Source organism: Pseudomonas putida, from assembly GCF_004357765.1.
GTDB lineage: Bacteria > Pseudomonadota > Gammaproteobacteria > Pseudomonadales > Pseudomonadaceae > Aquipseudomonas > Aquipseudomonas putida_U.
In genome coordinates this window covers 116,392-141,075 of the sequence record NZ_SMTE01000012.1, presented here as the reverse complement: position 1 = coordinate 141,075, position 24,684 = coordinate 116,392, and the positions used below count along the sequence as shown (strand labels likewise).

Annotated in this window: 36 protein-coding genes and 1 tRNA gene; 11 read left to right on the top strand and 26 right to left on the bottom strand. The window is 60.7% G+C overall.

The window, feature by feature from the left end:
* Positions 1–11 precede the first annotated feature (11 nt).
* From glgA to E2H86_RS19565, 6 genes are all read right to left on the bottom strand, one after another.
* Positions 12–1,571, bottom strand: a complete 1,560-nt coding sequence (glgA, locus tag E2H86_RS19590; RefSeq protein WP_133330783.1) for a glycogen synthase GlgA — start codon at positions 1,569–1,571, stop codon at positions 12–14.
* A 778-nt stretch (positions 1,572–2,349) separates the two neighbouring features.
* Entirely contained in the window at positions 2,350–3,774 is a 1,425-nt protein-coding gene (locus tag E2H86_RS19585) for a GGDEF domain-containing protein (RefSeq protein ID WP_133330843.1), read from the bottom strand.
* A 249-nt stretch (positions 3,775–4,023) separates the two neighbouring features.
* A complete protein-coding gene (locus E2H86_RS19580) occupies positions 4,024–5,859 on the bottom strand; it encodes an SLC13 family permease (RefSeq protein WP_133330781.1) in 1,836 nt (611 codons plus the stop codon).
* Positions 5,860–6,001: 142 nt separating this feature from the next.
* The gene (locus E2H86_RS19575) at positions 6,002–6,409 is read right to left on the bottom strand and encodes a glycine zipper domain-containing protein (RefSeq protein WP_133330774.1); all 408 of its coding nucleotides are present in this window, start codon (positions 6,407–6,409) and stop codon (positions 6,002–6,004) included.
* Positions 6,410–6,459: 50 nt separating this feature from the next.
* Positions 6,460–6,639, bottom strand: coding sequence for a hypothetical protein (locus E2H86_RS19570; protein ID WP_133330841.1), 180 nt, complete (start codon positions 6,637–6,639; stop codon positions 6,460–6,462).
* 184 nt (positions 6,640–6,823) lie between these two features.
* Positions 6,824–7,126 (bottom strand): RcnB family protein, encoded by a 303-nt coding sequence (locus E2H86_RS19565; RefSeq protein ID WP_133330772.1) that lies wholly within the window; start codon positions 7,124–7,126, stop codon positions 6,824–6,826.
* A gap of 116 nt (positions 7,127–7,242) precedes the next feature.
* On the opposite strand from E2H86_RS19565, the gene E2H86_RS19560 reads away from it, so the two are divergent.
* Positions 7,243–7,593 carry a hypothetical protein gene (locus E2H86_RS19560; protein WP_133330770.1) on the top strand — a complete coding sequence of 117 codons (351 nt, stop codon included), beginning with the start codon at positions 7,243–7,245 and terminating at the stop codon, positions 7,591–7,593.
* 34 nt (positions 7,594–7,627) lie between these two features.
* Here the strand turns inward: E2H86_RS19560 and E2H86_RS19555 are convergent, their stop codons facing one another.
* The 4 genes from E2H86_RS19555 to E2H86_RS19540 all read right to left on the bottom strand — a co-directional run bounded on the left by E2H86_RS19555 (position 7,628) and on the right by E2H86_RS19540 (position 10,777).
* The gene (locus tag E2H86_RS19555; RefSeq protein WP_133330768.1) at positions 7,628–8,395 is read right to left on the bottom strand and encodes an SDR family oxidoreductase; all 768 of its coding nucleotides are present in this window, start codon (positions 8,393–8,395) and stop codon (positions 7,628–7,630) included.
* 32 nt (positions 8,396–8,427) lie between these two features.
* On the bottom strand, positions 8,428–9,495 hold the full coding sequence (locus E2H86_RS19550; protein WP_133330766.1) for a phosphotransferase family protein: 1,068 nt from the start codon (positions 9,493–9,495) through the stop codon (positions 8,428–8,430).
* 198 nt (positions 9,496–9,693) lie between these two features.
* On the bottom strand, positions 9,694–10,011 hold the full coding sequence (locus E2H86_RS19545; RefSeq protein WP_133330764.1) for an SCP2 sterol-binding domain-containing protein: 318 nt from the start codon (positions 10,009–10,011) through the stop codon (positions 9,694–9,696).
* A 55-nt stretch (positions 10,012–10,066) separates the two neighbouring features.
* Positions 10,067–10,777, bottom strand: coding sequence for a histidine phosphatase family protein (locus E2H86_RS19540; protein ID WP_133330762.1), 711 nt, complete (start codon positions 10,775–10,777; stop codon positions 10,067–10,069).
* A 197-nt stretch (positions 10,778–10,974) separates the two neighbouring features.
* Between E2H86_RS19540 and sohB the strand changes: the two genes are divergently transcribed.
* Both sohB and E2H86_RS19530 read left to right on the top strand, forming a co-directional pair.
* On the top strand, positions 10,975–12,000 hold the full coding sequence (gene sohB / locus E2H86_RS19535; RefSeq protein ID WP_133330760.1) for a protease SohB: 1,026 nt from the start codon (positions 10,975–10,977) through the stop codon (positions 11,998–12,000).
* A 153-nt stretch (positions 12,001–12,153) separates the two neighbouring features.
* Positions 12,154–12,227: transfer RNA gene (locus E2H86_RS19530), tRNA-Cys, on the top strand.
* 96 nt (positions 12,228–12,323) lie between these two features.
* Here E2H86_RS19530 and E2H86_RS19525 read toward each other — a convergent pair.
* The 3 genes from E2H86_RS19525 to E2H86_RS26025 are packed head-to-tail and all read right to left on the bottom strand — an operon-like array spanning position 12,324 to position 13,824.
* The gene (locus tag E2H86_RS19525; protein ID WP_133330758.1) at positions 12,324–13,376 is read right to left on the bottom strand and encodes a tyrosine-type recombinase/integrase; all 1,053 of its coding nucleotides are present in this window, start codon (positions 13,374–13,376) and stop codon (positions 12,324–12,326) included.
* A 1-nt stretch (position 13,377) separates the two neighbouring features.
* Complete coding sequence (locus E2H86_RS19520) at positions 13,378–13,623, bottom strand: DUF4224 domain-containing protein (RefSeq protein WP_133330757.1); 246 nt, start codon at positions 13,621–13,623, stop codon at positions 13,378–13,380.
* 39 nt (positions 13,624–13,662) lie between these two features.
* Complete coding sequence (locus tag E2H86_RS26025; RefSeq protein WP_165976102.1) at positions 13,663–13,824, bottom strand: hypothetical protein; 162 nt, start codon at positions 13,822–13,824, stop codon at positions 13,663–13,665.
* A 68-nt stretch (positions 13,825–13,892) separates the two neighbouring features.
* Between E2H86_RS26025 and E2H86_RS19515 the strand changes: the two genes are divergently transcribed.
* Entirely contained in the window at positions 13,893–14,078 is a 186-nt protein-coding gene (locus E2H86_RS19515) for a hypothetical protein (RefSeq protein WP_133330755.1), read from the top strand.
* A gap of 16 nt (positions 14,079–14,094) precedes the next feature.
* Here the strand turns inward: E2H86_RS19515 and E2H86_RS19510 are convergent, their stop codons facing one another.
* From E2H86_RS19510 to E2H86_RS26105, 6 genes are read right to left on the bottom strand one after another with little or no spacing between them, the layout of a single operon-like run.
* The gene (locus tag E2H86_RS19510; protein ID WP_133330753.1) at positions 14,095–14,556 is read right to left on the bottom strand and encodes a hypothetical protein; all 462 of its coding nucleotides are present in this window, start codon (positions 14,554–14,556) and stop codon (positions 14,095–14,097) included.
* A 46-nt stretch (positions 14,557–14,602) separates the two neighbouring features.
* Complete coding sequence (locus E2H86_RS26020; RefSeq protein WP_165976101.1) at positions 14,603–14,758, bottom strand: hypothetical protein; 156 nt, start codon at positions 14,756–14,758, stop codon at positions 14,603–14,605.
* The gene (locus E2H86_RS19505) at positions 14,755–15,165 is read right to left on the bottom strand and encodes a phage protein NinX family protein (RefSeq protein ID WP_133330751.1); all 411 of its coding nucleotides are present in this window, start codon (positions 15,163–15,165) and stop codon (positions 14,755–14,757) included. The genes E2H86_RS26020 and E2H86_RS19505 overlap by 4 nt, the downstream gene beginning before the upstream one ends.
* Positions 15,162–15,470, bottom strand: a complete 309-nt coding sequence (locus tag E2H86_RS19500) for a hypothetical protein (protein ID WP_133330749.1) — start codon at positions 15,468–15,470, stop codon at positions 15,162–15,164. The genes E2H86_RS19505 and E2H86_RS19500 overlap by 4 nt, the downstream gene beginning before the upstream one ends.
* Positions 15,467–15,736: a hypothetical protein gene (locus E2H86_RS19495; protein WP_133330747.1), complete on the bottom strand. Its 270-nt coding sequence runs from the start codon at positions 15,734–15,736 to the stop codon at positions 15,467–15,469. The genes E2H86_RS19500 and E2H86_RS19495 overlap by 4 nt, the downstream gene beginning before the upstream one ends.
* Complete coding sequence (locus tag E2H86_RS26105; RefSeq protein WP_207955644.1) at positions 15,733–16,263, bottom strand: hypothetical protein; 531 nt, start codon at positions 16,261–16,263, stop codon at positions 15,733–15,735. The genes E2H86_RS19495 and E2H86_RS26105 overlap by 4 nt, the downstream gene beginning before the upstream one ends.
* Positions 16,264–17,096: 833 nt before the next feature.
* Here E2H86_RS26105 and E2H86_RS19485 point away from each other — a divergent pair.
* Positions 17,097–17,411 carry a hypothetical protein gene (locus tag E2H86_RS19485; protein ID WP_133330745.1) on the top strand — a complete coding sequence of 105 codons (315 nt, stop codon included), beginning with the start codon at positions 17,097–17,099 and terminating at the stop codon, positions 17,409–17,411.
* A 19-nt stretch (positions 17,412–17,430) separates the two neighbouring features.
* Here E2H86_RS19485 and E2H86_RS19480 read toward each other — a convergent pair whose 3' ends face one another.
* Complete coding sequence (locus E2H86_RS19480; RefSeq protein ID WP_165976095.1) at positions 17,431–17,610, bottom strand: hypothetical protein; 180 nt, start codon at positions 17,608–17,610, stop codon at positions 17,431–17,433.
* Positions 17,611–17,742: 132 nt separating this feature from the next.
* Here E2H86_RS19480 and E2H86_RS19475 point away from each other — a divergent pair, with 132 nt between their 5' ends.
* Positions 17,743–17,922: a hypothetical protein gene (locus E2H86_RS19475; RefSeq protein WP_133330741.1), complete on the top strand. Its 180-nt coding sequence runs from the start codon at positions 17,743–17,745 to the stop codon at positions 17,920–17,922.
* A gap of 602 nt (positions 17,923–18,524) precedes the next feature.
* Complete coding sequence (locus E2H86_RS19465) at positions 18,525–18,794, top strand: hypothetical protein (RefSeq protein ID WP_133330737.1); 270 nt, start codon at positions 18,525–18,527, stop codon at positions 18,792–18,794.
* Here E2H86_RS19465 and E2H86_RS19460 read toward each other — a convergent pair.
* The 4 genes from E2H86_RS19460 to E2H86_RS19445 all read right to left on the bottom strand — a co-directional run bounded on the left by E2H86_RS19460 (position 18,769) and on the right by E2H86_RS19445 (position 20,421).
* A complete protein-coding gene (locus E2H86_RS19460; RefSeq protein WP_133330735.1) occupies positions 18,769–19,128 on the bottom strand; it encodes a hypothetical protein in 360 nt (119 codons plus the stop codon). The two genes, E2H86_RS19465 and E2H86_RS19460, sit on opposite strands and share 26 nt — an antisense overlap.
* 81 nt (positions 19,129–19,209) lie before the next feature.
* Positions 19,210–19,755 carry a hypothetical protein gene (locus tag E2H86_RS19455; protein ID WP_133330733.1) on the bottom strand — a complete coding sequence of 182 codons (546 nt, stop codon included), beginning with the start codon at positions 19,753–19,755 and terminating at the stop codon, positions 19,210–19,212.
* On the bottom strand, positions 19,752–20,018 hold the full coding sequence (locus tag E2H86_RS19450) for a hypothetical protein (RefSeq protein WP_133330731.1): 267 nt from the start codon (positions 20,016–20,018) through the stop codon (positions 19,752–19,754). The genes E2H86_RS19455 and E2H86_RS19450 overlap by 4 nt, the downstream gene beginning before the upstream one ends.
* A gap of 19 nt (positions 20,019–20,037) precedes the next feature.
* A complete protein-coding gene (locus E2H86_RS19445; RefSeq protein WP_133330729.1) occupies positions 20,038–20,421 on the bottom strand; it encodes a response regulator transcription factor in 384 nt (127 codons plus the stop codon).
* Between the two features lie 396 nt (positions 20,422–20,817).
* Here E2H86_RS19445 and E2H86_RS19440 point away from each other — a divergent pair, with 396 nt between their 5' ends.
* Positions 20,818–21,135, top strand: coding sequence for a hypothetical protein (locus tag E2H86_RS19440; RefSeq protein ID WP_133330839.1), 318 nt, complete (start codon positions 20,818–20,820; stop codon positions 21,133–21,135).
* 397 nt (positions 21,136–21,532) lie between these two features.
* Here E2H86_RS19440 and E2H86_RS19435 read toward each other — a convergent pair whose 3' ends face one another.
* Together E2H86_RS19435 and E2H86_RS19430 are read right to left on the bottom strand one after the other, a co-directional pair.
* The gene (locus E2H86_RS19435; protein ID WP_133330727.1) at positions 21,533–21,781 is read right to left on the bottom strand and encodes a DUF1654 domain-containing protein; all 249 of its coding nucleotides are present in this window, start codon (positions 21,779–21,781) and stop codon (positions 21,533–21,535) included.
* Positions 21,782–21,949: 168 nt separating this feature from the next.
* Complete coding sequence (locus E2H86_RS19430; RefSeq protein ID WP_133330725.1) at positions 21,950–22,597, bottom strand: LexA family protein; 648 nt, start codon at positions 22,595–22,597, stop codon at positions 21,950–21,952.
* Positions 22,598–22,706: 109 nt separating this feature from the next.
* Between E2H86_RS19430 and E2H86_RS19425 the strand changes: the two genes are divergently transcribed.
* The 3 genes from E2H86_RS19425 to E2H86_RS19415 all read left to right on the top strand — a co-directional run bounded on the left by E2H86_RS19425 (position 22,707) and on the right by E2H86_RS19415 (position 24,684).
* Positions 22,707–22,955, top strand: coding sequence for a Cro/CI family transcriptional regulator (locus tag E2H86_RS19425; protein ID WP_133330723.1), 249 nt, complete (start codon positions 22,707–22,709; stop codon positions 22,953–22,955).
* A gap of 69 nt (positions 22,956–23,024) precedes the next feature.
* Positions 23,025–23,882: a replication protein gene (locus E2H86_RS19420; RefSeq protein ID WP_133330721.1), complete on the top strand. Its 858-nt coding sequence runs from the start codon at positions 23,025–23,027 to the stop codon at positions 23,880–23,882.
* Positions 23,872–24,684, top strand: a complete 813-nt coding sequence (locus E2H86_RS19415; protein ID WP_133330719.1) for an ATP-binding protein — start codon at positions 23,872–23,874, stop codon at positions 24,682–24,684. Before E2H86_RS19420 ends, E2H86_RS19415 begins: the two co-directional genes overlap by 11 nt.

Genomic DNA, 24,684 nt, shown 5'->3' with positions numbered 1-24,684 from the left:
CAACGCTCCGTTCAGTAGTGGGCCAGTCGGGTCTGCTTGACCAGATCCTCATAAAGACGGGCGTAGGGTTCCACTGCCTGGCACCAGTTGAAGGGCTGGGTCATCGACAGGCAGCGCATGGCATTGAGCAGGTCGGGCTTGCCGTAGACGTAGAAGGCCCGGCTCAGCGCTTCGCGGTAGCTGTCTACCGTCGACTCGTCGAACAGGAAACCGGTCACGCCATTCTCGATGGTGTCGGCCAGCCCGCCGGTATTGCGTGCCACCGGCAACGAGCCGAAGCGTTGCGCGTACATCTGGCTCAGGCCACAGGGCTCGTAGCGCGAAGGCATCAGCAGAAAATCGCTGCCAGCGAACATGCGCCGTGCATCGGTCTCGTTGAAACCGATGCGCACGCCGATGCGGCCGGGGTGGCGCAGGGCGAGTTCGCGCATGGCCTGCTCCTCTTCCGGCTCGCCGCGGCCGATGATCGCGATCTGCCCGCCTTGCTCGACGATGTAGTCGGCAACGCCCAGGGTCAGGTCCAGGCCCTTCTGGTAGACCAGACGCGAAACCACGGCGAACAGCGGCCCTTCGGACTCATCGAGTTCGAACAGCTCGCGCACGGCGGCGGCGTTGCGTGCCTTGCCTTCCCAGTCGTTGATGCTGAAGTTGTGCTGCAGGTGCTTGTCGGTGGCCGAATCCCAGCTTTCGTCGATGCCGTTGGGAATGCCGCCGAGCAGGCCTTGCTGGGCTTTGCTGGCCAGGAAGCCATCCAGCCCGCAGCCGAACTCAGGGGTGGTGATCTCCTGGGCGTAGGTGGCGCTGACCGTGGTGATGTGGCTGGAATACGCAAGCCCGGCCTTGAGGAAGGACAGCTTGCCGTAGAACTCCATGCCTTCCTGTTGCATGGCGTGCTCGGGGATCGCCAGCTCCGGGCTGCAGCCGCGGCTGTAGACACCCTGGTAGGCCAGGTTGTGGATGGTGAACAGGGTCGGCGTGTTCAAACCGCGCCAGTGCATATAGGCGGGCGCCAGGCCCGCCGGCCAGTCGTGGGCGTGAACCACTTCCGGCTTCCAGTGGATCATGCCCTCGCCGGCGGCGATTTCCGCCGCCGCCAGGCCTAGTCGCGCGAAGCGAATGTGGTTGTCGGGCCAGTCGCGGCCATTGTTGGCGCCGTAGGGGGTGCCGTCACGCTGGTACAGTTCCGGGCAGATCAGCACGTAGATGACCAGGCCGTCGGCCAGGTCCATGCGTCCGATCTTGCACGGCGGCAACGCCGCGTGGCCACCGAGTTCACCGACGATATGAATCGGGTTGTCGCTCTCCATGACCTGCCGGTAGCCGGGAATCAGCACCCGCACATCATGCAGATGGGCGAGGGCGCGCGGCAGCGCCGCGGACACATCGCCCAGCCCCCCGGTCTTGACCAAGTCGGCGATTTCCGACGTGACGAAGAGGATCTTGCGTTTGTTGGGGTTGTGTTGGCGCTGAGCGCCAGGTGCCTTGGCTGTCGTGGCGAAATCCGGGGTGAGCGGTTCGCGATTGTCCGGGTGAAAAGTTGTTGCGTTGGGTTCGACAGCGGCACTGATCATACTTCTTTCCGTCCCTATGCTTGGTTGGGTGCAGGCACCCGTCGTTTCATCTCGTGTTGGTTCTCTCTGATCTGTAACTGCAAAAGCTATCCATGCCCCTGAGTCGTGCGCGCAAGCACGGCGCGCCTGGCATTCCAGCCTAAAAGCGATTGGACTGAACGGGATGGGTCGACCGAAGGCGGGGCGCCCGAATGAAACGTCCCTTGCGTTTGGCCTACTTAATTCCTGACCTGCCTTGCAAGCGGAAAGTTTCGACTTTTTTCTGTCGAGTTTTCCGAACGGAAGGATGGCCAGACCTTGAGTGTAGGAGAAGATGAGATAAAAAAATGACCCACTGGTCACTTTGGTTATGACGCAAACGTTGGCGCCTGCGACAGATTGCCGCAGAGGGGCAGAGGAGCGCACGACATGGCATCTGATACGGTTTTTTCCCGTCAACCTGAATCTGTAACGGTATCAGTGTGGGCGCGAAAATAGATGCCATCTCCTCATCACATTGCAGAGGTTCCAATGGGTAAGCTGGCGCTGTTTCTGGGTGGTTTTCTGCTCTTGACGATTTTGGTGGGGCTGCTCGGTACCATCCCTCCGAGCTGATTCCGACGGCCCTGGCAGGCGAGCGGCAAATTGCCATTTGGTTGTGCGATAAGTCGTTCTTCACACAGGGAAATCTGTCCACAAAAAACGTGGGTAGGTCTGTGGATAACATTCTGTAAGCCAAGCGAGTGGCGGGCTCTGTTAAATTGAGCAGAATTTGAGCAGCCCCAGCAGCTGGGCTGAGTCAGATCACTCGGCGGGTGGTCTCGGCCGGTTCGACCCGATTGCGACCCTTGGCCTTGGCCCGGTACAACGCCTGGTCGGCGCTGGCCAAAAGCTGGTCGAGGGTCGGCGCCGGGGCGTCCGCGGGGCAGCCGGCCAAACCGATGCTCACGGTGATGCGCAGGCGTGCATCGCCCTGGCTCACGTGCAGCTCCTGCACTGCCCGGCGCAGGCGTTCGGCGGTGAACGGCGCACGCTCCGGGGCCAGGCCCGGAATGACCACCACGAACTCCTCTCCGCCCAGCCTGGCCAGCAATTCACCCTCGTGCAGGTGTTCCTGCAAAGTCAGGGCGAACTGACGCAGCACCTGGTCTCCGACTGCATGGCCGTGCAGGTCGTTGATCGACTTGAAGTGGTCGATGTCGAGCATCATCACGGTCAGGGGCAAGGCGGGGGTGTGCTGCTGGCGGCTCTCCAGCAGGGCATAGGCTCGCCGGGCAAAGGCGCTGCGGGTGAGCGTGCCGGTGAGGTGGTCGATGGTCGCCTGATGTGCCAGGCGCGCCATCAGACTACGGTTGGTTTGGCTGACGCAGGCCACCACCAGGGGACCGAGCACCAGCATGGCGATGCCCAGGCGGGCCGACATGAGCGTGGTCACGCCGGTTTCGCTCTGCGGCATGTTGAAGTGCATGAGGTTCTGTGCCACTGCCACGATCAGGGTGCTGCCCGCGGTCAGGGTGAGCAGCGAGACCAGGAACGGCGAATAAGTCCATGCGCACCACAGCAGCGCAGCGACAGGGAAGGCGATAGCCCCCGGCCCACCGAAGACGATGCTCAGCCCCAGCGAGGCCAGCAGCACCAGCAGCGGTGCCAGGCGTACAGGCTGGCCGCCGCTGCGGACCAAGGCACGCGCCGAGGGGGCGGTGAGCAAGACCGGCAGCACCAGCACGCTGGTGGAGAACTGTTCGCTGAACCATGCTATCCAGGTCGCCCAGAGTGACTGCTGGAACCACGGCGTGGCCATCAGGCTGGCCAGACTGGCCGCAACCATCGCACCACCTGCGCAGGCTGCGAACACGCTAAGCACCCCTTGGGGCGTGCGCATCCGCCGGTGCAGCCTGGGCAGGCGCGACAGCACCGCCCAGAGGGTGACCACCACGCCGAGGTTGCACAGGTTGAACCATAATGCCGGCGCCCAGTCGCTGCCGGTGGCGAGGTCGGCCACCACCATCGCCAGCCACACCAGCACGAAGCCGACGGGCTTTGCCTGGCGTGGATAGCGCAGCAGCATGCCGGCCAGCACGGCATTGACCGGCCAGAACAACGACAGCGATTCGATGGGGCGCGCCAGGATCCCACCCAGGGTCAAGGCCAGGGTCAGGCAGAAAAGAATGGCGTAGGGCAACAGGCGTGAGTGGGCTGGGGAAACCATAGGCTCGACCGACAAGCGGAAACGGAAAACCAGGACGACGGCTGCGAGCACCTGGGGCGATGACGCTGCAGTGTGTTTCCACTGGCAGGCTGATGTCAATCTGCCCCAAGTTGCATGAGGGGTTTAGAGGCGGAGTCGCTGAGGTTTAGAGGGGATCTAGCGCAGTTCACTAGGCGTGCGCTGGGGAGGTGTGGTGTTGCGGATATCGAGCGCCGCGCGGGCGGCGCTCGATATCCGCAACACCACACCTCTCAAGCGAACCCCCTAAAACCCAAACAACCAAGGCACCATCAGCACAGTCACCACCATCACCAGAACCGTGAATGGCACGCCGACCTTGATGAAGTCAGCGAAGCGGTATTGCCCGGGTCCGAGCACCAGGGTATTCACCGGCGACGAGACCGGCGTCATGAACGCGGCCGAAGCTGCCAAGGCCACGGTCATGGCGAACGGATACGGTGACATGCCCAGCTGTGCGGCGGTGCCGACGGCCACCGGTGCCATCAGCACCGCCGTGGCCGTATTGGAGATGAACAGCCCGATCAGTGCAGTGACCGCGAACAGGCAGGCCAGGATAGCCACCGGCCCGGCGCCGCCCAGCACGCTCACCAGGCCACTCACCGCCAGGTCGATACCGCCGGTTTTCTGTAGCGCCTGGGCGAAGGGCAGCATGCCGACGATCAGGACCAGGCTCTGCCAGTGGATGGCGCGATAGGCGCTGTTCATGTCGATGCAGCGGCCAGCGCCCATCAGCAGACAGCCGATCAGGGCCGCGAGTACGTTGGGTATCACACCGCTGACCATCAGACCGACCATCACCGCCAGGCTGATCAGGGCATAGGGTGCGCGTTCCCGAGCGGGGGCGACCTGGTCGATTTCCGCTGGCATGCTCAACACCAGGAAGTCGTAGGGGCGGCTTTGCAACTGACGGATGGCTTTCCAGGGACCGACCACCAGCAAGGTGTCGCCCAGGCGCAGTTTTTCCTCCAGCAACTGCGCCTCGATGGCCGACTGCTCCCGGCGCAGGCCCACCACGTTGAGGTCGAAGCGGGTGCGGAAGGTCAGCTCCAGGACGCTCTTGCCGATGCATTGCGAGCCGGGAGGCAGCGAGACTTCAGCCATGCCCAGGTCCTGCGACTGGTCGATGAAGTAGGCCGCCTTGAAGCGCAGCGGTTCGAGCTGCATGGTCTGGCACAAAGTGCGCAGGTCGTCCCCGTCGCGCGGCCCGAACAGATCGAGCAGCAGGACATCGCCAGGGTGCAGCACCGTGCTCGAGTCGGCGGTCATGACACGGGTGGTGAACTTGTGCTGACGCTCGATACCGATCACGTTGGCGCCGTGCCGGGTACGCAGTTGCAGTTCGCCCAGGGTGTGGCCGATCAGCGGCGAGTGCGGGCGGATGCGCAGGCGTCGCTCACGACCGCTGAGCTTGTAGTCGAGCACCAGGTCAAGCAAGGTGCGTCGGGTTTCCACGCGACCGTCCTTGCGCGCCTCGCCCTTGAGCCAGTTGCGTGTGAGCAGCATGTAGCCGACACCGAGCGCCAGCACCACCAGGCCGAAGGGGGTGAAACTGAAAAACTGGAAGCCAACCTCGCCACTGCGTACCAGTTCACTGTGGACCACCACGTTTGGTGGCGTGGCCACCAGGCTGAGCATGCCGCTGATCAGGCCAGCGAAGGCCAGTGGCATCATCAGGCGGCTGGGTGAGATGTGCAGGCGGGCGGCAATGCTCAGCACCACGGGAATGAAGATCGCCACTACGCCGGTGGAACTCATGATCGAGCCCAGGCCTGCTACAGATACCATCAGCAGCACCAGCAGGCGCGCTTCGCTGTTGCCGGCCCGTTCGCTCATCCATTCACCGATGCGGTAAGCGATGCCGGTGCGCACCAGGCCTTCACCAATCACGAACAGCGCCGCGATGAGCACCACGTTGGGATCGGCGAAACCTGCCAAGGCCTGTTCGACGGTGAGGATGCCCGACAAGGGCAGGGTGAGGATGACCAGCAGCGCGACCACGTCCATGCGTGGGCGATTGATGATGAAGAGGGTGACGACGATGGCCAGCAGGCCGAGGACCCAGAGCAGCTCATGGTTCATGGGGAGAGGGTGTTCCTTCACTCAAGGGGCACGATAGACAGTAGCAGTCAGTGTGCCAGCCTGCGGTGAAGGGATTATTGACATGTTGCAGGAATTTGCCCGCAAGGGGCAGGCCAGGGGCAGGCGCCCTGGCCGCGATGGATCAGTGACGGTGACGGCGGTGCTTGTGCTTGTAATGGTGGCTGCTGCTGCGGTTGTTGTCGCCGACATGGTTGCCCAGTGCACCACCGGCCGCGCCGCCCAGACCGGCACCGATGGTCGAGCCGGTCGAGCCTCCGACCGCGCCGCCCAGCAGCGAGCCGCCGGCCGAACCCAGGCCGCCGCCGATCGCCGCTTCGGTGCGGTTGCCTTTGCGTGCGCCCACGGCACTGCCGGCTGCGCCGCCCAGGCCTGCGCCAATGGCGGCGCCGGTCTTGCCGCCCATCGATTGGCCGACGATATTGCCCAAGGCTCCCCCCAGGCCACCGCCGATGGCGGCGGTACCGTCACCGGCGAAAGCGCCTTGGCACAGCAGCAGGCCGAGGGCGAGGGAAGGCAAAGTCAAACGCATGATATGAACCTCAGAGGAATCATCGGGTGAAATAGGGTTGAAAGGACGCTTCAGCGGTAATAACGATCACGGTATTGACGGTCATCGTCATCGCGGTCATGGCGGCGATGGTGGTGGCGGTCACCACGGTCGTGGTCACGCCAGCCATCGTCGTCGCGGTAGTGGTGGTGATAGCACCCGGCGCTGAGCAGGATGGCGGCGAGCAGGGAAAGACTGGCAATGCGCTTGATCACGATATAGGTCCTTGATCCGCAAAGGTTTACGGGACACCCACTATGACTGGCAACGATCCATTTGGTTTCCTTGACGCGCAATATTTTCAGGCGCCAGCGATGAGCGGCGCCTGTCGACAAGGGGGATTGGCTGGGGACGAGACTGCTGGCCGGGCCGCTGCGTAGAGCGGCCCGGGGTATTTCAGGAGGCGGGATGGATGGCCAGGATGACGCCGTTGGTGATCTGCACCAGCACGTAGTGGTCGCCCATGCGTACCCAGTGGCTCTCTTTTTCAGGTTCAGGCAGGCCCTTGGCCTTCCAATCGCGGATGGTCTGGTCGTCGCGCTTGTACTGGTCGGGGGCCTTGTCACCGACCTTCACTTCGCGGTTATGGGTTTCCGGGCCCTGCATGCTTTCCTCGGCCGAGGGCGCCGCCGAGGCGGTCATGGGCAACAGGGGCAGGCCGGCGAAGAGCAGGGCGCAGGTCAGGGGAAGCAGTCGCATGGCAGTTCCTTGTGCAGTGATAGGTCTTTATTGCGACAGCGCCAGGCCCATGACAATTCACTCCAATCACCAGGCAGTGCTAGAGTCGCGTTCTTTTTTCCTAGCGAGGGTGGAACATGCGAGCGATCGTGCCGATGGCCGTAGTACTGATGCTGGCCGGTTGTGCTTCAGCGACCATGGAGACCGCGCGTGGCGGCAAGCCGACAGCCCAGCTCGACTCGCAGAAAGCGCCGCAACTGGTTGCCCAGTGCATCCAGTACAGCTGGCAGGATGAGGTGCGTTTCGGCGTCGACGCCAGCGGCTACCTCGAGCCGCGCGCCCAAGGCGGGCTGACGGTGTACACCCGTGGCGCCGAGTCGTTCGTCGATGTCTACCCGCAGGCGGGCGGCACCCACGTCGACTACTACGCCAAGCAGAACGACGGCGTGGCCCTGCAGCGTCGTGCCGCCGCGGCGACCTGCCTGTAGCCCGGGGCAGCGTCGCCATGGCTGAGCGGTCTGCTCAGGACAGGTAGCCACCGTCGACGTTGAGCGCGGTACCGGTGGTATAGCTGGACGCTTCGCTGGCCAGGTACAGCACGGCGCCGGCCATTTCTTCGGGCGCCGCCACGCGCTTGAGTGGGATCTGCTGAAGCGCGACGTTGAGGATGGCGTCATTCTTCACCAGGGCCGAGGCGAACTTGGTGTCGGTGAGGCCCGGCAGCAACGCATTGCAGCGGATGCCGAACGGTGCGCACTCCTTGGCGAACACCTTGGTCATGTTGATGACCGCAGCCTTGGTCACCGAGTAGATACCCTGGAAATGGCCGGGTGACACGCCGTTGATCGACGCGACGTTGATGATGCTGCCACCACCATGCTCGCGCATCAGCTTGCCGGCTTCCACCGACATGAAGAAGTAACCGCGGATGTTGACGTCCACGGTTTTCTGAAAGGCCCCTGGGTCGGTGTCCAGCACGTTGCAGAATTGCGGATTGGTGGCGGCATTGTTGACCAGGATATCCAGGCGTCCGAACTGTTCCCGGATGCTGGCGAACACCTGTTGGATCTGCTCCAGCTCGCCGATGTGACAGGCGACTGCGGTGGCTTTGCCGCCAGCGGCGATGATCGCGTCGGCGACCTGTTGGCAGCCTTCGAGCTTGCGGCTGGACACGATCACATGGGCGCCCTGCTGGGCCAACAGGTGCGCGATGGCTTCGCCGATGCCACGGCTGGCGCCGGAAACGAAGGCGATCTTGCCGTCGAGGTCGAACAGGTGGGTCTTGGGCATGGGGTGTTCCTTGTCGGTCGTCGGGGCGGATGTCAGAGCGCGGACTTGTCGATGACCTGCAGGGTCATCTGCTCGAGCAAGCGGTTCATATGAATGAACTGGGCGAAGCGCTTGTCCTGGGTCTGGCCGTGGTAGTAGCGGTAGTAGATCTGCTGAACGATCCCCGCCAGGCGGAACAGGCCGTAGCAATAGTAGTAGTCGAAGTTGTCCAGGCGAATGCCGGCGCGCTCAGCGTAATGATCGACGAACTGCCGGCGCGTCAGCATGCCCGGCGCGTTGCTGGGCTGGCGGCGCATCTGCTGTACGGCGGGCGGGTCGGTTGCCTCGATCCAGTAGGCCAGGCTGTTGCCCAGATCCATCAGCGGGTCGCCGAGAGTGGCCATTTCCCAGTCCAGCACCCCGATGATGCGCATGGGGTTGTCGGCGTCGAGGATGACGTTGTCGAAGCGGTAGTCGTTGTGCACGATACCTGGGCGCGGGTGGTCGGCCGGCATCTTTTCACGCAGCCAAACCATCACCTGCTCCCAGGCTGGTGCATCCGGCGTCCGGGCCTTGCCGTAGCGGCTGCTCCAGCCCTCGATCTGGCGCTGCACATAGCCTTCAGGCTTGCCCAGGTCGGCCAGGCCGCACGCCAGGTAATCGACCTGGTGCAGTTGCACCAGACGCTCGATGAAGCTCTTGCACAGTCGTTCGGTGCGTGGTGCATCGAGGCCGAGTTCGCTGGGGATGTCCGAACGCAGGATCACGCCCTTGACCCGCTCCATGACATAGAACTCACTGCCGATCAGCGTGGAGTCGGTGCAATGCACATAGGCTTTTGGGCAGTAGGGGAAGCCGCTGTTGAGCTGGTTGAGGATGCGATACTCCCGGCCCATGTCGTGGGCAGACTTGGCCTTTTCGCCGAAAGGCGGACGGCGCAACACGAACTCACGGCCAGGGTAGCTCACCAGATAGGTCAGGTTGGAGGCGCCACCTGGAAACTGGCTGATGCCCGGCGAGCCCTCGAGCCCGGTGATGTTGGCCTTGAGAAAGGTGTCGATGACCTGGGCATCGAGTTCTTCGCCGGGGCGTACCTGGGTGGACGGGTCGGTGAGCGTCATGCGTTTTCCTTATTATCTGTCACGAGGACTATTGGCTAATCTAATGGCCGACCGGGGTTGGAACAAGCGTGCCAACGTTCATATAGGCGCGGGTGTTGCCGGCCGATCAACTGCCTTGATGACGCTCCCATCGGCCGCGCAAAAAAAAACCGAAGCCGCCCGGGCTTCGGTTTTCGTCTGGCTCGACAGACCCACCAATCAGGCTGGGAACAGCTCGCTCAGCTTCATCGACAGCATCATGTCGCCTTCGACACGCAGCTTGCCGCTCATGAATGCCTGCATGCCGTCGGTTTCGCCGCTGACGATGCCTTTGAGGGTTTCGCTGTCCATCACCAGGGTGCAGTTGGCATCCGGGTTTTCGCCCTCCTGCAGGTCGCAGGTGCCGTCCTTGACGATCAGCGCGTATTGCTTGTCTTCGTCGGTCACATTGAAGCCGAACACCAGGTCCAGGCCGGCGGCAGCGGATGGGTTGAACTTCTCTTGCATCTTTTTAACGGCATCAGCTACGGAGGTCATGGTGCATTCCTTATAGAGTGATTTTCACGTCCCCGAGAGGACTCAACAGGCCGGGTCATCGATAGGTGATGAGCTCCGGCGCCTTCAACAGCTGCACATGGGCCTGGCTGTTGAAGGTGGCCAGGGACACGTCGCGGCCACGGAACTTCAATTGGCTGAGCGACGTGTTGATGATCTGCCAGTTCAGCGCGAAGGCTTGGCTGGGGGTGATGCGGGTGACCAGGTGGAGCAGGGCGGCGATGGTGCCGCCAGAGGTGAAGATGGCGATGTTGTCGCCGCTGGCGGCTTGGTCCAGCACCCGCTGCAGGCCGGCTTCGACCCGGCCGGTGAAGGCCTCCCAGGATTCCAGACCCTCGCTGTGATGCTGGCCGTCGTGCCAGCGTTGCACCATCAGCGCGAACAGGCGCTGAAATTCGCTGCGGTGTTGCGCGCCGTTGCGCAGGATGTGCAGCGCGTTCGGCTCGTCCACCAGCAGGCCCGGCGCTAGAGCGCGCACCACGCCGTCGGCGTCGAACTCATTGAAGGCCGGGTCGGTCTCAATGACCGGGGCCGGGCAACCGTCGGCCTGCATCGCCTGAAGTGCGAGGCGGGCGGTGTCTTGCTGACGCCGCAGGCTGCCGGCCAGGCAACGATCCAGGCGAACCCCCAGCTGTGCCAGGTATTGGCCCAGGGCGTGGCTCTGGCGCGCTCCAGTGGCCGACAGGACATCGTAGTCCTCGGCACCGAATGAGGCTTGGCCATGGCGGATCAGGTACAGGTTGCCCACGAAAGTGTCCGGCGCAGTAAGGTTGTTGCGAGGTTAGGATGCGCCAACCAGGCTGTCAACGAAAAAACATACAAGCGTTTGAAAAGCTTGTTTGAACTGTGTTGCCAGCGTTTGCGCCGGCTGGCAGCGTCACAGGCGCACCGGTATGCTTGCAACAGTTTCGCGCCGTTCAGGCGCAGGTCTATCAAGGAGTCAACGTGGAGTTTCTTGCCGAATACGCAAGCTTTCTGGCCAAAACCGCCACCCTGGTGATCGCCATCCTGCTGGTGCTCTCCGCCATCGCCGGCATGCGTGGCAAAGGCCGGCGCAAGCCGGGCGGCCAGTTGCAGGTCACCCGCCTCAACGAGTTCTACAAGGAGCTGCGCGAGCGCCTGGAGTCGGGCCTGCTCGACAAGCCCCAGCTCAAGGCCCTGCGCAAACAGCAGGCCAAAGCGGAAAAACAGCAGAAGAAAGGCAAAAGCAAGGGCGAGGAGAAGGCCCGGGTGTTCGTGCTCGACTTCGACGGCGACATCAAGGCCTCGGCCACCGAGAGCCTGCGCAACGAAATCACCGCGCTGCTGACTTTGGCCACTCCGCGCGACGAAGTGGTGCTGCGCCTGGAGAGCGGCGGCGGTCTGGTGCACAGCTACGGCTTGGCCGCTTCGCAACTGGCGCGTATCCGCCAGGCCGGTATCCCGCTGACCGTGTGCATCGACAAGGTCGCGGCCAGCGGCGGCTACATGATGGCTTGCATCGGTGAGAAAATCGTCAGCGCACCGTTCGCCGTGCTTGGCTCCATTGGCGTGGTGGCCCAGTTGCCCAACGTCAACCGCCTGCTGAAGAAGCACGACATCGACTTCGAAGTGCTGACCGCGGGCGAGTACAAGCGCACCCTCACCGTGTTCGGCGAAAACACCGAGAAGGGCCGCGAGAAATTCCAGGAAGACCTCGACGTCACCCACCAGCTGTTCAAGGACTTCGTCACCCGCTATCGCCCGCAATTGCACATCGATGAAGTGGCGACCGGCGAGGTCTGGCTCGGCGTCGCGGCACTGAACCGCAAATTGGTGGACGAGCTGCGCACCAGCGACGAGTACCTCAGCGATCGTGCCCGTGAGGCCAACCTGTTCCATGTGCACTACGCCGAACGCAAGAGCCTGCAGGAGCGGATCGGTGTGGCGGCGAGCGGTACCGTGGAGAACACGCTGGTCAGCCTCTGGAGCAAATTCGGTCGCTTGCGCTAACACCTTGAACCCCTTGAAGATTTTTTTAAATCAGGGGGTTGCAAGGTTGTTCGAATGCAGACATAATGGCGCCCATCGAAACGCAGCGAACTTTGAAAAAGGTTCAGTGTTTCAAGGAGATAGCAAAGCGCAAGCCGCTATGTCCGACTTTGAGGCCGAGTAGCAAAGTGGTTATGCTCCGGATTGCAAATCCGTCTACGCCGGTTCGATTCCGACCTCGGCCTCCATATTCGAAAGCCCCGCAGATTAACGTATGCGGGGTTTTTCTTTATGGGCTGAAAAAGGCAGGAGTTCCGAAACTAAAGGCATGGAGTTCCGAAACTTCAGCCTTTCGAAGGCTTGGCGATGGCCCCGACGCGGCGGTAAACACGCTCGGTAATTCCCTCCTTTGAGTGCCCCAACAGCACGCTTGCATCGCTCAGGTCGTTGATCTCCGACGCCGCCTTCGGTCGGATATCGCGGAACTGGAACTGGGCGATTCGATTGGCCAGGTCAGGCTTCTTCTCGACCTCGGCTTTCACTCTGGCGTCCTCCCGCGCAGCTGCCCAGCGATTGCGCAGCATCGCCCAGCTCATGCGCTTACCGTGCTCGTTGACGATGAAGAACGGCGACAGGTGCTGGCTGGTGCGGATCATGATGCGCTCGAGCAGCAGTCCCAGGCTGTTCTTCACTCCGTCCACCTCAAGGACGATCCTCAATCGTTTGCTGGTTTTGCCCTGGCTAACCAGTAGATAGATTCCCTCCACATCGTCCTTTCGCATGGACAGTACGTCTGCCGGTCGCTGTCCGGTCAGGTACGCCAGGTCCATCGCATCCTTCAGCTCCGGTGGAGCTGCCTCATACACCGCCTGCCACACCGTTTCGTTGGCGTAGAAGTCGCGCGGTTTCTCCTTGTTCTTTCTCACGCCCAAGCACGGGTTATCCCGTGTGGTCAGCCCCCATTCCCGCGCCGTGTTGAAAACGTGGGAGAGCAGGGCGATCTCCCTGTTTGCGCGTGTCTTGGCCGACCGCGAATCCCTGTACTGGGCGATCATGGCTGGCGTGATGGCATCGATCGGCGCCGAATCGAACACGGCCCGCAGCTGCTTGAGCTCGTAGATGTTGTCCTTCTGCGTCCGTGCTGCCTTGCCCGGGATGATCTTGCGCTCGTACTCGTCGAAAATGCCCTGCATGGTCTTCAGTTCGCTCGGCGTCGCCTTTGCCTCCAGGGCAGCCCACTCCAGCTTGGCTTGCACCAGGTCGGTACCGAGTGGGATTTCCTTGCCGTTCTGGTCGCGGTAGTAGTACCCGACCCACACCTTTCCGTTCTTCCTGGTGCGCTTGCGCCGGTACATTCCCGGCGGCAGGTCGCGATTCTCGGTACTTCTGGGTCGCATTTCACTTCACTCGGGAGAAGTCAGGGGTCCAGGCTGGCGCCGGGGGTGGTGCAGCGGTCACGGGCACGGTGTCGATAACCACGCCGCTCAACTTCTGGCGAGCGTACTGGCGGCCTACCAGGGGGCGACCGCCGCGGCTCTCCACGAAGTGCCAGCCCTTGTCAGTGAGCCAGCGGCGCTGCCACGCCCGAGGTTTGTAGCCAGTGATCGCCACCAGCTCTTCATCCGAAAGGATCTCGGTTTCCATGGGATGGTCTCCACGCCGCCGGTGGCGGCAGGTTGTTGGTCAGGCCGCCGGCACAGGCTCGACGATGTAGTAACTGGTGCACCGGCAGCGCGGACAGACCATGGTGCTGGCACCCTTTAGCCATTTGCAGGGAGCAAGAACGCGCTCGCTTTCCTTGTGCTGGTTGCGGCACCTGCTGCACTTCACGGTGTTATCGGACATAGGTCATCCTCGCCCGCGCATGTCGGCGGGCTCATGTGGTTTAATCGGGGTTCAATGGGAGGAACGATATGGCCAAGGAAACTAGAAAGCCGTGGGGCTATGCAGCAGTCACCCTGATACCAACTGGTATCGGGTTCGCTTTAAGTGGGCTGATGACAGAGCAGCCTGCATTCATCTACAGCGGCCTTGGCATGGCCATACCGGGTGTGTTGCTGGCTGCGACGCATTTCTGGTCGGCACGCCGGCGGGCTTGAGTAGTAGGGGGAGGGGTTACTTCGGCTTGTTGGCTTCGTTGCGCTTGCGAGCGGCGACAACCAGGGCCTTGCTGGCGCTGGCCAGGCCGCCTACGACGTCATCTGGCAGCAGGGCGTTATTGCAGTGAGGGCACAGCGGTGCGGTTTTTGTGCTGCGCCAGGCCTCGTCCATCACCTTGGCTGCCCGGCTGCGGATCTGGAATTTCTCCGCCTCGGCCAGCTCCGCAGCACGGCGGTTGATCCGCGACTGCGCGCCGCTGAACATCTCGACCAAGCCGGCGAATGCATCGAAAGGCTCGACCTCTGACTCGCAGTCGCTGCACCAGATGCGGCGCTCCTTGTCGTCATAGACCAGCTTCCGGTGGCGACAGGTCGTTTTCGGCCTTCGTGTGAGGCCGCGAGCGACGCGGATGTCTTCGATCTGCACAACCTTGACGCCGAACGACCAGTCTTGCGGCTCGATCGGTGCATCACTCATCGCGGCCACCGGTAGAGGTGGAGGGCTACGTACATCAGGGGCAGGATCATGACTTTCGCTCCAAGAAGGCATAAACCAACGCAACGAGGCCGCATGCGATGCCGATCGTGTAGCCGATAGCTGTGGCGCCAGGCGTGCCAGCGCCATTGGCCGCGATCATGAACAGCAGCGACAGGATCAGATTGAACTGGTATTTGGTCACGGCATCAGCTCCTTCGGCACCTGGACGAACTCGCCCATCTTGGCGGCGACGTAGGCGCGGGCTGCGGCGATCAGTCGGTTTTCACCCCACCCGAATCCCACTCGGGCATCGCCGTCATCGAGATCAATCCACACCTCGGCGCTCCGGCCACCGCCAAGGACTTTGGGTAAACGCTTTTCTTGCGGGTCGATGCGATCAATCATCGGCCCGCCAAGCGCCCAGTCTTCCCAGGGGTTGTAGCGCTTGGCGTGCACGATGGCTTCGCCCTGGTACCGGGCGAACACCCGCCAGGGATTGCCGTACTCGGGCGGGGCCAAGAACACTTCCAGTCCCTCAGCCTTGCCCACGGACCATCCAAGCGCCTCGCCAGAAAGATCGCTGGTCTTCACTTCGATCAGGTCAGTCATGGTGCTACCTGCTTTGCCTTGGCCGCTTTGGCGCGCTCGATGTTGCTGAACTTGTTCTTGCGCTGGATATCTTTGAAGTTGCGGCAACCGGACATGAATAGGGTTGAGGTCAGGTCCTTCCGGCTCCGACCAACTTCCATGATCCCTTTCACACCGTGGCGGCAGAGCACGTATGCGCTCTTGTAATCGCCACTGCGCAGCATCGTGGTGTAGAACGCCAGGCGCATTGCCAGGCGCCAACTGTCGGTATCGTCGGACGGGCGCATGCGACGGGTGTAAAGCTGACCTTTGCGATACTTGCTCACAGCTGATACCTCTCATCAATCCAGCGCCCAGGCGCCGTAGCGGGTGTAGGTTCGGGTTGGGTTTCGTGCGGGGAGAGCTCGCGCTCGTTGCCGGCCTGGAGATGGCTGTCGGGGATGCAGCTCAGTCCATTCGAGAACTGCCAGCAGGTCACGCCGCGCTGATCGTCGTGGTAGACCTGGGCGCTGTAAGGCAGTGGCCGGGTTTCGCGTGGGTCCGCGCTGGCGCCGGTGGCCAGCAGCAGGAGGCAGAGGGCGAGGCGGGTCATTCGCGCACCTCATCAGCATCAGGCGCCTGGGCGACGCCGATCTCGATCAGGATTTCGCTAATCACCCCGCGCCCTTGCTCTTCCAGGAAGACGAAGTGCTTGTCATCGCCCATGTTGTAGTTCTCGAAGACGCCTAGCGCAGCGGACCACTGGGCATCGCTAAGCTCCACTTCGTAAGGCCCGGTCTCGAAGACGTAGCCGCTGCGCAACTGATCGATCAGTTCATCTCGAGCTGCCAGTTCTGCTTGCATCTCGGCCACTTGACCGTGTTCGCATTCGTCGCTCTGGTCGTCGATCAGCTTGAGCCCGACGATTTCGCTATCACGCCAGCCGCCCAGGTCATGATCGAAGCGTTCGCAGCAGAAGCCTTCGTCGCCGTCACGGACGGGGATCGTGTAGCTGTCGAAAGGACCACCGTAGGTCGGAACCATCCCGTCATCGGGGTGCTCGATCCACATGAAGAACTTGCGGCCTGTTATCGGGCATTCGTCCGGGCACCAACGTGCCGCCGTTTGTGCGCTGGGCATACGGATTCCTTGGCCGCCATATCGCGGCAGTGAATAGAGGGGAGAGGGGTTACAGCTGATCGGAGTACTTTTGTACTCCAGTCGTCGGGACGTCTTCACAAGCTCAAACTGATCAGCCACTTCGTCACAGCAGTAGTCCAGCGCGTTTGTTTCGCCGACGATCTCGCACCGACACAGATCGATCGTCAGCTTTTTGAATATCACGTCATCCGTAGCACTCGAGCGATAGCGGTGCTTATAAATTTTATTTAGCTATGTCCGGTGGTCTGATAAAAAATTTCTTTGATTGTTATCAGCGCATACTTGATTTGCTCAGAACTTCTGAGCATTGAGAGGTGTGTATGACCAGAGATAGGTATGGGATAGAGAGTGACAGGCTGAGTAACAAGCCATCTGAAAGTGATGGTTCTCCAAGCGGTCGAGACGATGTGAACAAAAGAGCACACCCAGAGGAACGTGACGATTACATCAAAATCCGGCCCTTTCGAGGCGGTCAAAGACAAGGCCCGCCGGACTCATCGCGGTCATCCAATGCCGAGCGTTATAGCCATCACAAGCGCCCACTTGAGTAGTTGAACGGGGGCGATGCCGGCCCACATCTTAGCGGACATTGATAGAGGCCCCGCCTGTGCTTTTCGCAGCTGGCTCGGGTCCGTCGCTTCCTGCCGTTGTGCGCTGAGCGCCTCAGCAAATCTTCGCTTCTAATCCTCGGGCATATCCGTGCCCTTCGCGTGAGTAATTTGGATGGGTAGTGATAGTCCGAGCGGCTGGGCTACCTGGGCTCGTTTTTCGCCACGCACAGTAGATTGCAGGCGATTTTAATGGAGAACGTCATGAATCGAGTCTTGCTGATTGCTGCTCTCGCGTCCGTTTCTACACTTACCTTTGCCGCGAGTGGCGAGGAAACCTGCAAGAAGATCTCTGCCGTGGCTGGCGAGGCTATGGAGGCTCGGCAGAGGGGTGACCTACTGGAAGACGCCATGTCCTCTGTCGGGGACAAGAACAGGTTCTCTGATGCCATGGTCGTTAAAGCGTATACCGCGCCTGTAGTGGTTAGCTCAGAAGGTAAGCGAAAGGTGGTTTTTGATTTTAGAAACACCGCGTACTCTGATTGTTACTGGAACATAATTGAGCCAACGAAACAGTAAAATCCTATTCGGCGGTTTTTTATGCCAGGAGAATGATATGGCACAGGAATTCCGCCTTGCCGGTGTTCTGGAAGAAGGCGTGCACGTCTGCCGGTAGCTTGCCGCCGTGGGCCTCCAGTATTTTCCAGAGCATGTGCCCGCTGGTGCGGCCACCACTGACACCGATCTGCGCCGGCCCATTGATCTGGTAGGGGTTCATGGGCAATCTCCATTGCAGGCGCCGCCCTCGCCGGGGAGGCGTTATCGTTGAATAGGGGAAGGCGCCGTAGTTGGCGCGCATTGTTCTGGTGAGCTATCAATTCATGGCTGACTCGACCTGGAGGAGGTCGCCATGACACTGAAAAGCGATACCGAGGCCCTTGCCTCGATCGAGGAAGAAGCCCAGGCAATGCTGAAAAAGATCGGTCTTCCGGATGACCATCTGAAGAAGGAAATGGCCATCTGCCTGCGCCAGATCATCGCGATTGCCCGCTACCGAAAAGGCCTTGGCGCCGATCCTGTCGTTGAATAGGGGAAGGCGCTGGCGGGCAGCGCGATTTGAAAAGGCGGTGGCTATGGGCTATTACAGGAGAGCGGCGATTCGCCGTATCAAGGAGCGAAAAGATTTTGATCAGAATTACGAACAACACAGTGATCAATGGGACCACTCTTTTAGAATTGAGTGCTCCGCATACAGCGGATGTCCTCATTGAGGGTAACAAAGGGTTCAATATGTCAGCTGAGCTTATCAATGCTCAGATCTACGTTGATCACAATAAACTCAACGCTTTTTTAGCGGAGATAACCCCGTTGTTAGGGACGCTTTCAGCCGAAGAATCCGTTTCGCTCACGTCCATCCTTCAAGAGCTTGCCTCGTCCGAAACTGAAGACAAAACCTCGGCTCTGACTAGACTCGCTGCGTTTGGCAAAGAGGTCGGAACTGCTGTAGTAGCAGGTGTAATCACCGCTTTCCTAGGGCCTCAACCGAGTTGACTTAGCCTCTTGTTTATAGTTCCCCTCCGGTTGGGGGCACATGTATTTGTCGCTCAGTGGCCGGATGCGGCATGGTGGCAATTTGGTTTGGGATGGGGTATTACGGGTGACCGGCATGGGGCCGGGTACAGGAGTGTCTGAATGTCGCTCGAACCAACGCACCGACAAGACTTCGAGGACTACCTCGACCACGAAATCCGGACCCGGATAACTGGCCCAATCAAAACGAATCGGGACGATCCATCGTGTCCGATGCAGCACTATGCGGTGACGCTTGCCATCTTCAAGGACGGGCAAGAGCTATCTGGCACGCGAGAAAATCTGAAAGGCGAGTACGCCGACGTCTTCCAGGCACAGGTTTCAGCCTTCTCAATGGGGCGATCGGTTATAGATCGAATTCTGGCGGCCTGATCTCGTCACCTGGGTCGCGCTTCAGTTCCGCAATGCTTGCCGATTCGAACTGACGCGCTAGCTTTGGCGATATGTAAAAAGCTGGCGCGTCAGGTCGTTCAAGTCGGCGCGCACGCTCTTCAGGATCCTGCGCAATCCACGACAAGGCCAGGTCCTGCCACAGTTCCTGCACCTGCTTGTAGCCGTGGCGCTTGATCTCGGCGGCAAGTGCTTTCTTGATCCCTGCAGGCATCGTGATGCTCACCACCTCGATTCCGAGCTTCTCGGCCTTCTTCTTCTTGCGGTCCCGGTAGTCGGCAGAGTGCTTCGCGGCTCCCGTCTTTTGCTCGGCCATTGCCGATACCTCCCAAGCCGCTGGGCGGCAGATTGATGTGTTGCTGGCGCCGGCCGTGCCGGACGCGGGCGGTGATGCGTTTCATGCTCTTCGCTTCGCTCGCTTCTCGGCTGTGGTCGGGAAATCGATCTCGAATTCGCGCAGGATGCGGCTGAGCTGCTTGTAGGAGATCTGCAGCTCGCGAATGACATCGACCCGTTTCATGCCGACGTTTCGGAAGGCAACGATCTGCTCGGCTTTCGCCCTGTCCTCGGCTTGGTCGGTGAACTTCTTGCCCAGGTTCCCCTTGCCCCGATTCGGGTGTGGTTGGAACTTGAAGCCGCCTTGCTTGACCGCGCGAACGAGTGCCGACTGTGAAAGACCGGTATGCGCCATAGCTTCTGCGTAGGTCATGGTCTTGGCCAGATGACGCAGGTAGTCGAGCTGTTCGAGGCGTTTTGCCAAACGCTTTGGCACGGGAGGCTCAACCTTGCGCTCAGGCTCGAGCTCACGGCGGGGACGATGCGGCACGTACTCACTGCTCGGCAGCGTCTCTACGGCGCCGCCCTGCGAGAAGAAGCTATCAATACTGGCATTGAGCTGGGCCAACACCTGTGCGCGCTGGTCGGGGATGGGCGAGCCGATCATTGCAGCCCTCGCTTGCTGGCAGCGCCGGCCTCCATGGCGTCCACGAAGCGCATAGCGGCACGGTGGCTGAAACAGAAGCCTTTGGTCTTGCTGGTGGCGATTTCGATGATGTGCCAGGCATTGCCCTTGGTGACGGCCTGATAGAAGGGGCCAGGCGCTGGGGCTGGGCGCCCGATCAGCTCGTAGAACTCAGCGGTGGCGATTACGGAGCGAGCGCGCAGGTCGGCCAGGCCGCTCACACGCTCTTGCATGGAAGGGTGCATGGTTTGATCCTCGGTAGGGTCAGGCGTGAAGTTCCAGGCTTTCGGCCCGGCGGACGATTCGAATCTGGGCGGTGCGCCGCTCTGGCACCCGGCGATCGCGCCGCATGGGGTCGCCGTCGTCGATCACCGCATGCATGGCGATGAGGCTGGCGAGCATGATGCAGAGCGGGCTGATGATCTGTTGGCGCATGGCCTTGGTGACCGCCTCGATGCGGCGGCCGGCTTCCAACTTGAACAGCGCGGCCTCGATGCGGTTGGCCACGGTGCCCGGGCTGACCGCCATCTGGCGGGCGATTTCTTTGGTGGTGAGGCCTTGGGCCACCCACAGCAATGCTTCAAGCTCGCGGGGAGCCAGCGCCTTGCCGAGCTGGCCAATCCATGAGCCGCAAGTGATCGTTTCCATGAAGTGTCCTCGGTGGGCTGCATTGGTCGTGACGCTCGCTGCCGCTACCTCCCGGACCAGGGAAGGGCGAACGCCACGACCGATGCAGCCTGGTGATGGGGAACCAGGTGATCGGGCAGTTTTCGTCAGGCGGACGCGTTGCTGGGTGTTCAGAATGGTTCTTGGGCCGTATTATCTGAACGGCGTCTTGGTTTGATGCTGAGACTCACCTCCTTCGAAGGACATGAGCATGGGAAAGTATTTCGGTAATTCAGGCCTGTTCAAGGCTGCTTCGTATTCCTGCAACGAACTCTTGGTCAGTGGCATTGCCAGCTGGGAGCGGAAAAATATTGCCCTGAATACGAAGGAGTTTTTGATATGTCCAAAGAACTACTCGGAGTTTCTGCTCTAGGATTGATGGTGGTCGGTGAGTTCTGTGCAATCTACAGTGAGGTGGTAGTCGCTAAACTGGCCCATACCGGAAGTGCTTCGTGGGGTGCTCTCAGTTTCCCCTTAGCACTGATGTGTTTTGCAGGGATTTGCCTACTGGCGGCATACTGGCTTGGATACGTTGCTGTCGGTGATATTTGGATCGTCACCGTGGTATCAGTCACCTCGTTGTTGCTTCTCGAGCCCGTAATTGTGTGGTTTCTGTTCCATGAAACCCCAGGGCGAGGAGCGCTCATTGGTTTCATCCTTGGGGCCTTGGGTATGCTTTCCACTGTAATGCTTTAACTCACCCTTCTGGCCCAGCATCTACTTTCTGGGCCAGTTCGCACGACCTGCTTTGATTTCCCGTCTGGCCCTGTCGCCAAGGCCAGCCAGTGAAATCGAATTGATCCAGGCGCCCATCGTTCTCTGGGCTACGCGCTTCCCCGCATTGGCATGCGCGCCACTTGGTTACCTGAACCCAGCTCACTGCATGAGGCAGCTGCTGCCCTCATGTGCCGCTGAGGGTGACGGGTGTCGAGTTGTGTAAAGAGCGGTGGCTGCCGTAGCTGCCCGCCGATGTAGCTCGGCGATGAGTGAATTTAAGCAATCTGAAATTCACAGGTCAAGCAAGCTGAACAAATATTTTCAGTAATCTGAAATACAAGGGGGTAAAAAAGCCCGCGTGTGCGGGCCAAGCACTTCAGTTCTCGGTGAATTCTCGCCAAGCGATACGGATCGCCCCTGAGGGCAGCCGGTCTACACGAATGCCGGTCGTCTCTTCAAGGTCGCTCAGAATCCTTGCCCAATCCGCCACGGATTCTTCTGGGGATGGGGTCAGCTCAACCATTTGACGCTTCTGCACATGAGGTGACGAAACGGCCTGCTGGATTCGGTAGCCCAGGCGCTCGTATGAACGAGAAGGTGAGTGTGAAAACGCGAGAGACAGCATGTTGACGACTCCTTGTACTGTATATGCGTACAGTTATCCTCTGTCGTAGGATTTTTGCAAGACCCTCGTCGGCTCTATCCCTTGGACCTGTAAAGAAACGGCACATATCCGCTTTGGTCCAGGCGTAAAAAAACCCGGCGCGTGTCCGGGTTTCCGTGGCTTTAAGTGTCAAAGCTTCATCGTAGCTCGTACAACCACGCCCACAATGCGACACCCCTCTGCACACATCTCGACGGGGTATGCGGGGTTTAGAGGCTTGAGAAATCGCCGGCCCCCATCTTCAACGAGTTTTTTGAATGTGGCTTCGTTGCTGTCAGCCAGCTTCGCTACCACCAGCTTCCCGGATATGACGTCCGCCTCAGTATCCACCAGGATCATCATGCCTTCGGTAATGCTGGTACCGACAGGCGAAGTCATGGAGTCGCCTTTGACCTCCAGCCAAAATGCAACGCCTTTTGAATCGTAGTCGGAGACCTCATACCGATCCGAGAAGCCTGGCGGGAACGGCTCCACTGCCTCCGACCAAGCACCCGCCGCGACCCAGCTGATCACAGGGTAGCGGAACGACATCTTGGGCTGGGGTATGGCCTGAACGTTACTTTCCTCAACCTCTGGGCCTTCACCGATGGCGAGCCACTCAGCGCGGAAGCCGGTCGCTTTTGCAAGGGCGTATAGGTTCTCAGGACGTAGGCTTTTGCTTTCGCCTGAAATCCATTGGGTAACGGCTGAGTTTGCAACGCCGCAAGCGGCCGCAATCTCGCCCTTCTTTTTGCCACTGACCGCAATGGCCTTGGCGATTCGCTCGTGTCTTTCCATGCGCTGAGTTTAAGTTAACTGAATTTAAGTATGCAGTTCGCTGAACAGTGTCGTTGACTATGAGCTTTCAGCATGCTGAAATTCACGGACGCACCATCGAGGAAGCGCAATGAAAACGCGTGACGCCGCAAACCATTTCGGCAGCAAGAAGAAGCTTGCCGACGCGCTGGGGATTCAGCCAAGCGCAGTAACCATGTGGGGGGAGGTCGTACCGATCTCTCGTCAGTATCAACTCCAAATTCTGTCTGGCGGCCAACTCATGGCGGATCCAAAGCATTCGGTAGAGGAGTGCGTTAAGTCTGACAAGGCTGGCTTTGCGCCAGTAGATGTTCAAAACACCTGCGAATCCATCCAGTAGGGGTTTCGTAGGCGAAAAAAAACCGCCTGGCAGGGCGGCTTTCTCTACAGCTTCATTACGGGTTTAAGCATGACAAACATAGTCCCACTTGACAAGTCCAGGGGGTTCACCCGGATGGACAACCAGCTCATGGATGGCCTGCTGGCTATCGATCTCCCGGCCAGGGAGATGAAGATTGTGCTGTATGTGGCCAAGGCCACCATCAACTTCGGGGCAGGTGCTCAACGCATCCCTGCGACCGACATCGCCAAAGCCATCAACGCTCATCCCGACACGGTCTCGAAGGCGGTCTCTAGCCTGCTGCGTCGTCGCGTGCTGTTCCGTGAGGGCGGCGCCAGGGGCGACATCGGCGTTAATGACCCGAAAGACTGGGTCTATGTCACCGAGCCGAAACAGACCAAAACAGCCGACTCGGCTGAAGTGGTCCGAATCGGATCCGAGTCGAAACAGACCAAAACCGCCGACTCCCTTCTTTATTCTAAGAATCTAACCCCCTATGTATTTCTTCCTTCGGAAGAAAATACATGCCCCCCCAGCGCCGAGCCGCCGGCTCCGGCCAAAGCTGACCGCAAAGCACCGTTCGGGAAGGCCGCCATGCTGGCCGACAACCCCCACGGCCTGGACGAGACGCTGATCGCTGACTACCTGACTGTCCGCAAGGCCGCGAAGGCCCCGGTCACTGCACGCATCTGGGCCGCACTGAACCAAAAGCTGGAGCAGTGCAAGGCCTTCGGCATCCAGCCAGCCCAGGCCCTGGCAGTCGCCGTCGAGAACGGATGGCGAGGCTTCGAGGTGGACTGGGTGGCCAAGCGCATCGGCACCCAGATTCCAGCCAGAGCAAACCCCAACAGCCGTCATCACGGCTTCAACGAGCGCGACTACACCGCCGGCCTAGCCCCGCGGGAGGACGGCACCTATGCGATCTGAATCGGTAATCACCATGTCCGACGTGAGAAACGCCGCGGGCTTCCGTGTCCAGCCAGCCGAGTGCGAGCACCACGGCGCCTTCGAGCAGCGAGTGACCCTGTTGATGGGGCGCGAGATCGTCGGGCGCTGCCCTGAGTGCGAGAAGAGCGCCATTGCCGAGCGCGAGGCCAAGCAGCTGGCGGAAGAAACGCGCCTGAAGCGTGAGGCCATGACGCGCAAGCTGGGCTCGGCGCTTATCCCGAAGCGCTTCGCCGACCGCACCTTGGCCAACTACCGCGTCGAGCACGAAGGGCAGCGCAAGGCCTTGGCCTACTGCACCCGCTACGTGGCGGCGTTCGAAGAGATCGAGCGCACCGGGCGGTGCCTGATGCTGCTGGGCCAGGTTGGTACTGGCAAGACCCATCTGGGCGCCGGCATGGCCAACGAGTTGATGCGCAACACCTCGGCAACCGCCGTCTACCGCACGGTGGGGGCGATCCTGCAGTCCATCCGCGCCACTTACGACCGCGATAGCGAACAGTCCGAGGCCGAGATCCTATCCAGCCTGATCGAGCCGTCGCTACTGGTGCTGGACGAAGTCGGCGTGAGCAAGGAGCAGCCGAGCGAATTCGAGCTGACCACCCTGTTTGCGATTATCAACGGGCGTTACGAGCAGATGCGCCCCACGGTGGTGATTTCCAACCTCGACCGAGACCAGCTTCGCCATGCCATGGGCGAGCGCTGCTACGACCGCCTGCGCGAGGGCGGAGGGGTGATTGTGCCCTTCGAGTGGGAATCGCACCGCGGCGAGAAGGAGTCCTGA

What these genes read in the sequence shown, in the direction of transcription:
- glgA (WP_133330783.1), bottom strand. Translation starts at nt 1,571, where the DNA reads ATGATCAGTGCCGCTGTCGAACCCAACGCAACAACTTTTCACCCGGAC.
- E2H86_RS19580 (WP_133330781.1), bottom strand. Translation starts at nt 5,859, where the DNA reads ATGAACCATGAGCTGCTCTGGGTCCTCGGCCTGCTGGCCATCGTCGTC.
- E2H86_RS19575 (WP_133330774.1), bottom strand. Translation starts at nt 6,409, where the DNA reads ATGCGTTTGACTTTGCCTTCCCTCGCCCTCGGCCTGCTGCTGTGCCAA.
- E2H86_RS19565 (WP_133330772.1), bottom strand. Translation starts at nt 7,126, where the DNA reads ATGCGACTGCTTCCCCTGACCTGCGCCCTGCTCTTCGCCGGCCTGCCC.
- E2H86_RS19560 (WP_133330770.1), top strand. Translation starts at nt 7,243, where the DNA reads ATGCGAGCGATCGTGCCGATGGCCGTAGTACTGATGCTGGCCGGTTGT.
- E2H86_RS19555 (WP_133330768.1), bottom strand. Translation starts at nt 8,395, where the DNA reads ATGCCCAAGACCCACCTGTTCGACCTCGACGGCAAGATCGCCTTCGTT.
- E2H86_RS19550 (WP_133330766.1), bottom strand. Translation starts at nt 9,495, where the DNA reads ATGACGCTCACCGACCCGTCCACCCAGGTACGCCCCGGCGAAGAACTC.
- E2H86_RS19545 (WP_133330764.1), bottom strand. Translation starts at nt 10,011, where the DNA reads ATGACCTCCGTAGCTGATGCCGTTAAAAAGATGCAAGAGAAGTTCAAC.
- E2H86_RS19525 (WP_133330758.1), bottom strand. Translation starts at nt 13,376, where the DNA reads ATGCGACCCAGAAGTACCGAGAATCGCGACCTGCCGCCGGGAATGTAC.
- E2H86_RS19520 (WP_133330757.1), bottom strand. Translation starts at nt 13,623, where the DNA reads ATGGAAACCGAGATCCTTTCGGATGAAGAGCTGGTGGCGATCACTGGC.
- E2H86_RS26025 (WP_165976102.1), bottom strand. Translation starts at nt 13,824, where the DNA reads ATGTCCGATAACACCGTGAAGTGCAGCAGGTGCCGCAACCAGCACAAG.
- E2H86_RS19515 (WP_133330755.1), top strand. Translation starts at nt 13,893, where the DNA reads ATGGCCAAGGAAACTAGAAAGCCGTGGGGCTATGCAGCAGTCACCCTG.
- E2H86_RS19510 (WP_133330753.1), bottom strand. Translation starts at nt 14,556, where the DNA reads ATGAGTGATGCACCGATCGAGCCGCAAGACTGGTCGTTCGGCGTCAAG.
- E2H86_RS19505 (WP_133330751.1), bottom strand. Translation starts at nt 15,165, where the DNA reads ATGACTGACCTGATCGAAGTGAAGACCAGCGATCTTTCTGGCGAGGCG.
- E2H86_RS19495 (WP_133330747.1), bottom strand. Translation starts at nt 15,736, where the DNA reads ATGACCCGCCTCGCCCTCTGCCTCCTGCTGCTGGCCACCGGCGCCAGC.
- E2H86_RS26105 (WP_207955644.1), bottom strand. Translation starts at nt 16,263, where the DNA reads ATGCCCAGCGCACAAACGGCGGCACGTTGGTGCCCGGACGAATGCCCG.
- E2H86_RS19485 (WP_133330745.1), top strand. Translation starts at nt 17,097, where the DNA reads ATGAATCGAGTCTTGCTGATTGCTGCTCTCGCGTCCGTTTCTACACTT.
- E2H86_RS19480 (WP_165976095.1), bottom strand. Translation starts at nt 17,610, where the DNA reads ATGAACCCCTACCAGATCAATGGGCCGGCGCAGATCGGTGTCAGTGGT.
- E2H86_RS19475 (WP_133330741.1), top strand. Translation starts at nt 17,743, where the DNA reads ATGACACTGAAAAGCGATACCGAGGCCCTTGCCTCGATCGAGGAAGAA.
- E2H86_RS19465 (WP_133330737.1), top strand. Translation starts at nt 18,525, where the DNA reads ATGTCGCTCGAACCAACGCACCGACAAGACTTCGAGGACTACCTCGAC.
- E2H86_RS19460 (WP_133330735.1), bottom strand. Translation starts at nt 19,128, where the DNA reads ATGGCCGAGCAAAAGACGGGAGCCGCGAAGCACTCTGCCGACTACCGG.
- E2H86_RS19455 (WP_133330733.1), bottom strand. Translation starts at nt 19,755, where the DNA reads ATGATCGGCTCGCCCATCCCCGACCAGCGCGCACAGGTGTTGGCCCAG.
- E2H86_RS19450 (WP_133330731.1), bottom strand. Translation starts at nt 20,018, where the DNA reads ATGCACCCTTCCATGCAAGAGCGTGTGAGCGGCCTGGCCGACCTGCGC.
- E2H86_RS19445 (WP_133330729.1), bottom strand. Translation starts at nt 20,421, where the DNA reads ATGGAAACGATCACTTGCGGCTCATGGATTGGCCAGCTCGGCAAGGCG.
- E2H86_RS19440 (WP_133330839.1), top strand. Translation starts at nt 20,818, where the DNA reads ATGGTGGTCGGTGAGTTCTGTGCAATCTACAGTGAGGTGGTAGTCGCT.
- E2H86_RS19435 (WP_133330727.1), bottom strand. Translation starts at nt 21,781, where the DNA reads ATGCTGTCTCTCGCGTTTTCACACTCACCTTCTCGTTCATACGAGCGC.
- E2H86_RS19430 (WP_133330725.1), bottom strand. Translation starts at nt 22,597, where the DNA reads ATGGAAAGACACGAGCGAATCGCCAAGGCCATTGCGGTCAGTGGCAAA.
- E2H86_RS19425 (WP_133330723.1), top strand. Translation starts at nt 22,707, where the DNA reads ATGAAAACGCGTGACGCCGCAAACCATTTCGGCAGCAAGAAGAAGCTT.
- E2H86_RS19420 (WP_133330721.1), top strand. Translation starts at nt 23,025, where the DNA reads ATGACAAACATAGTCCCACTTGACAAGTCCAGGGGGTTCACCCGGATG.
- E2H86_RS19415 (WP_133330719.1), top strand. Translation starts at nt 23,872, where the DNA reads ATGCGATCTGAATCGGTAATCACCATGTCCGACGTGAGAAACGCCGCG.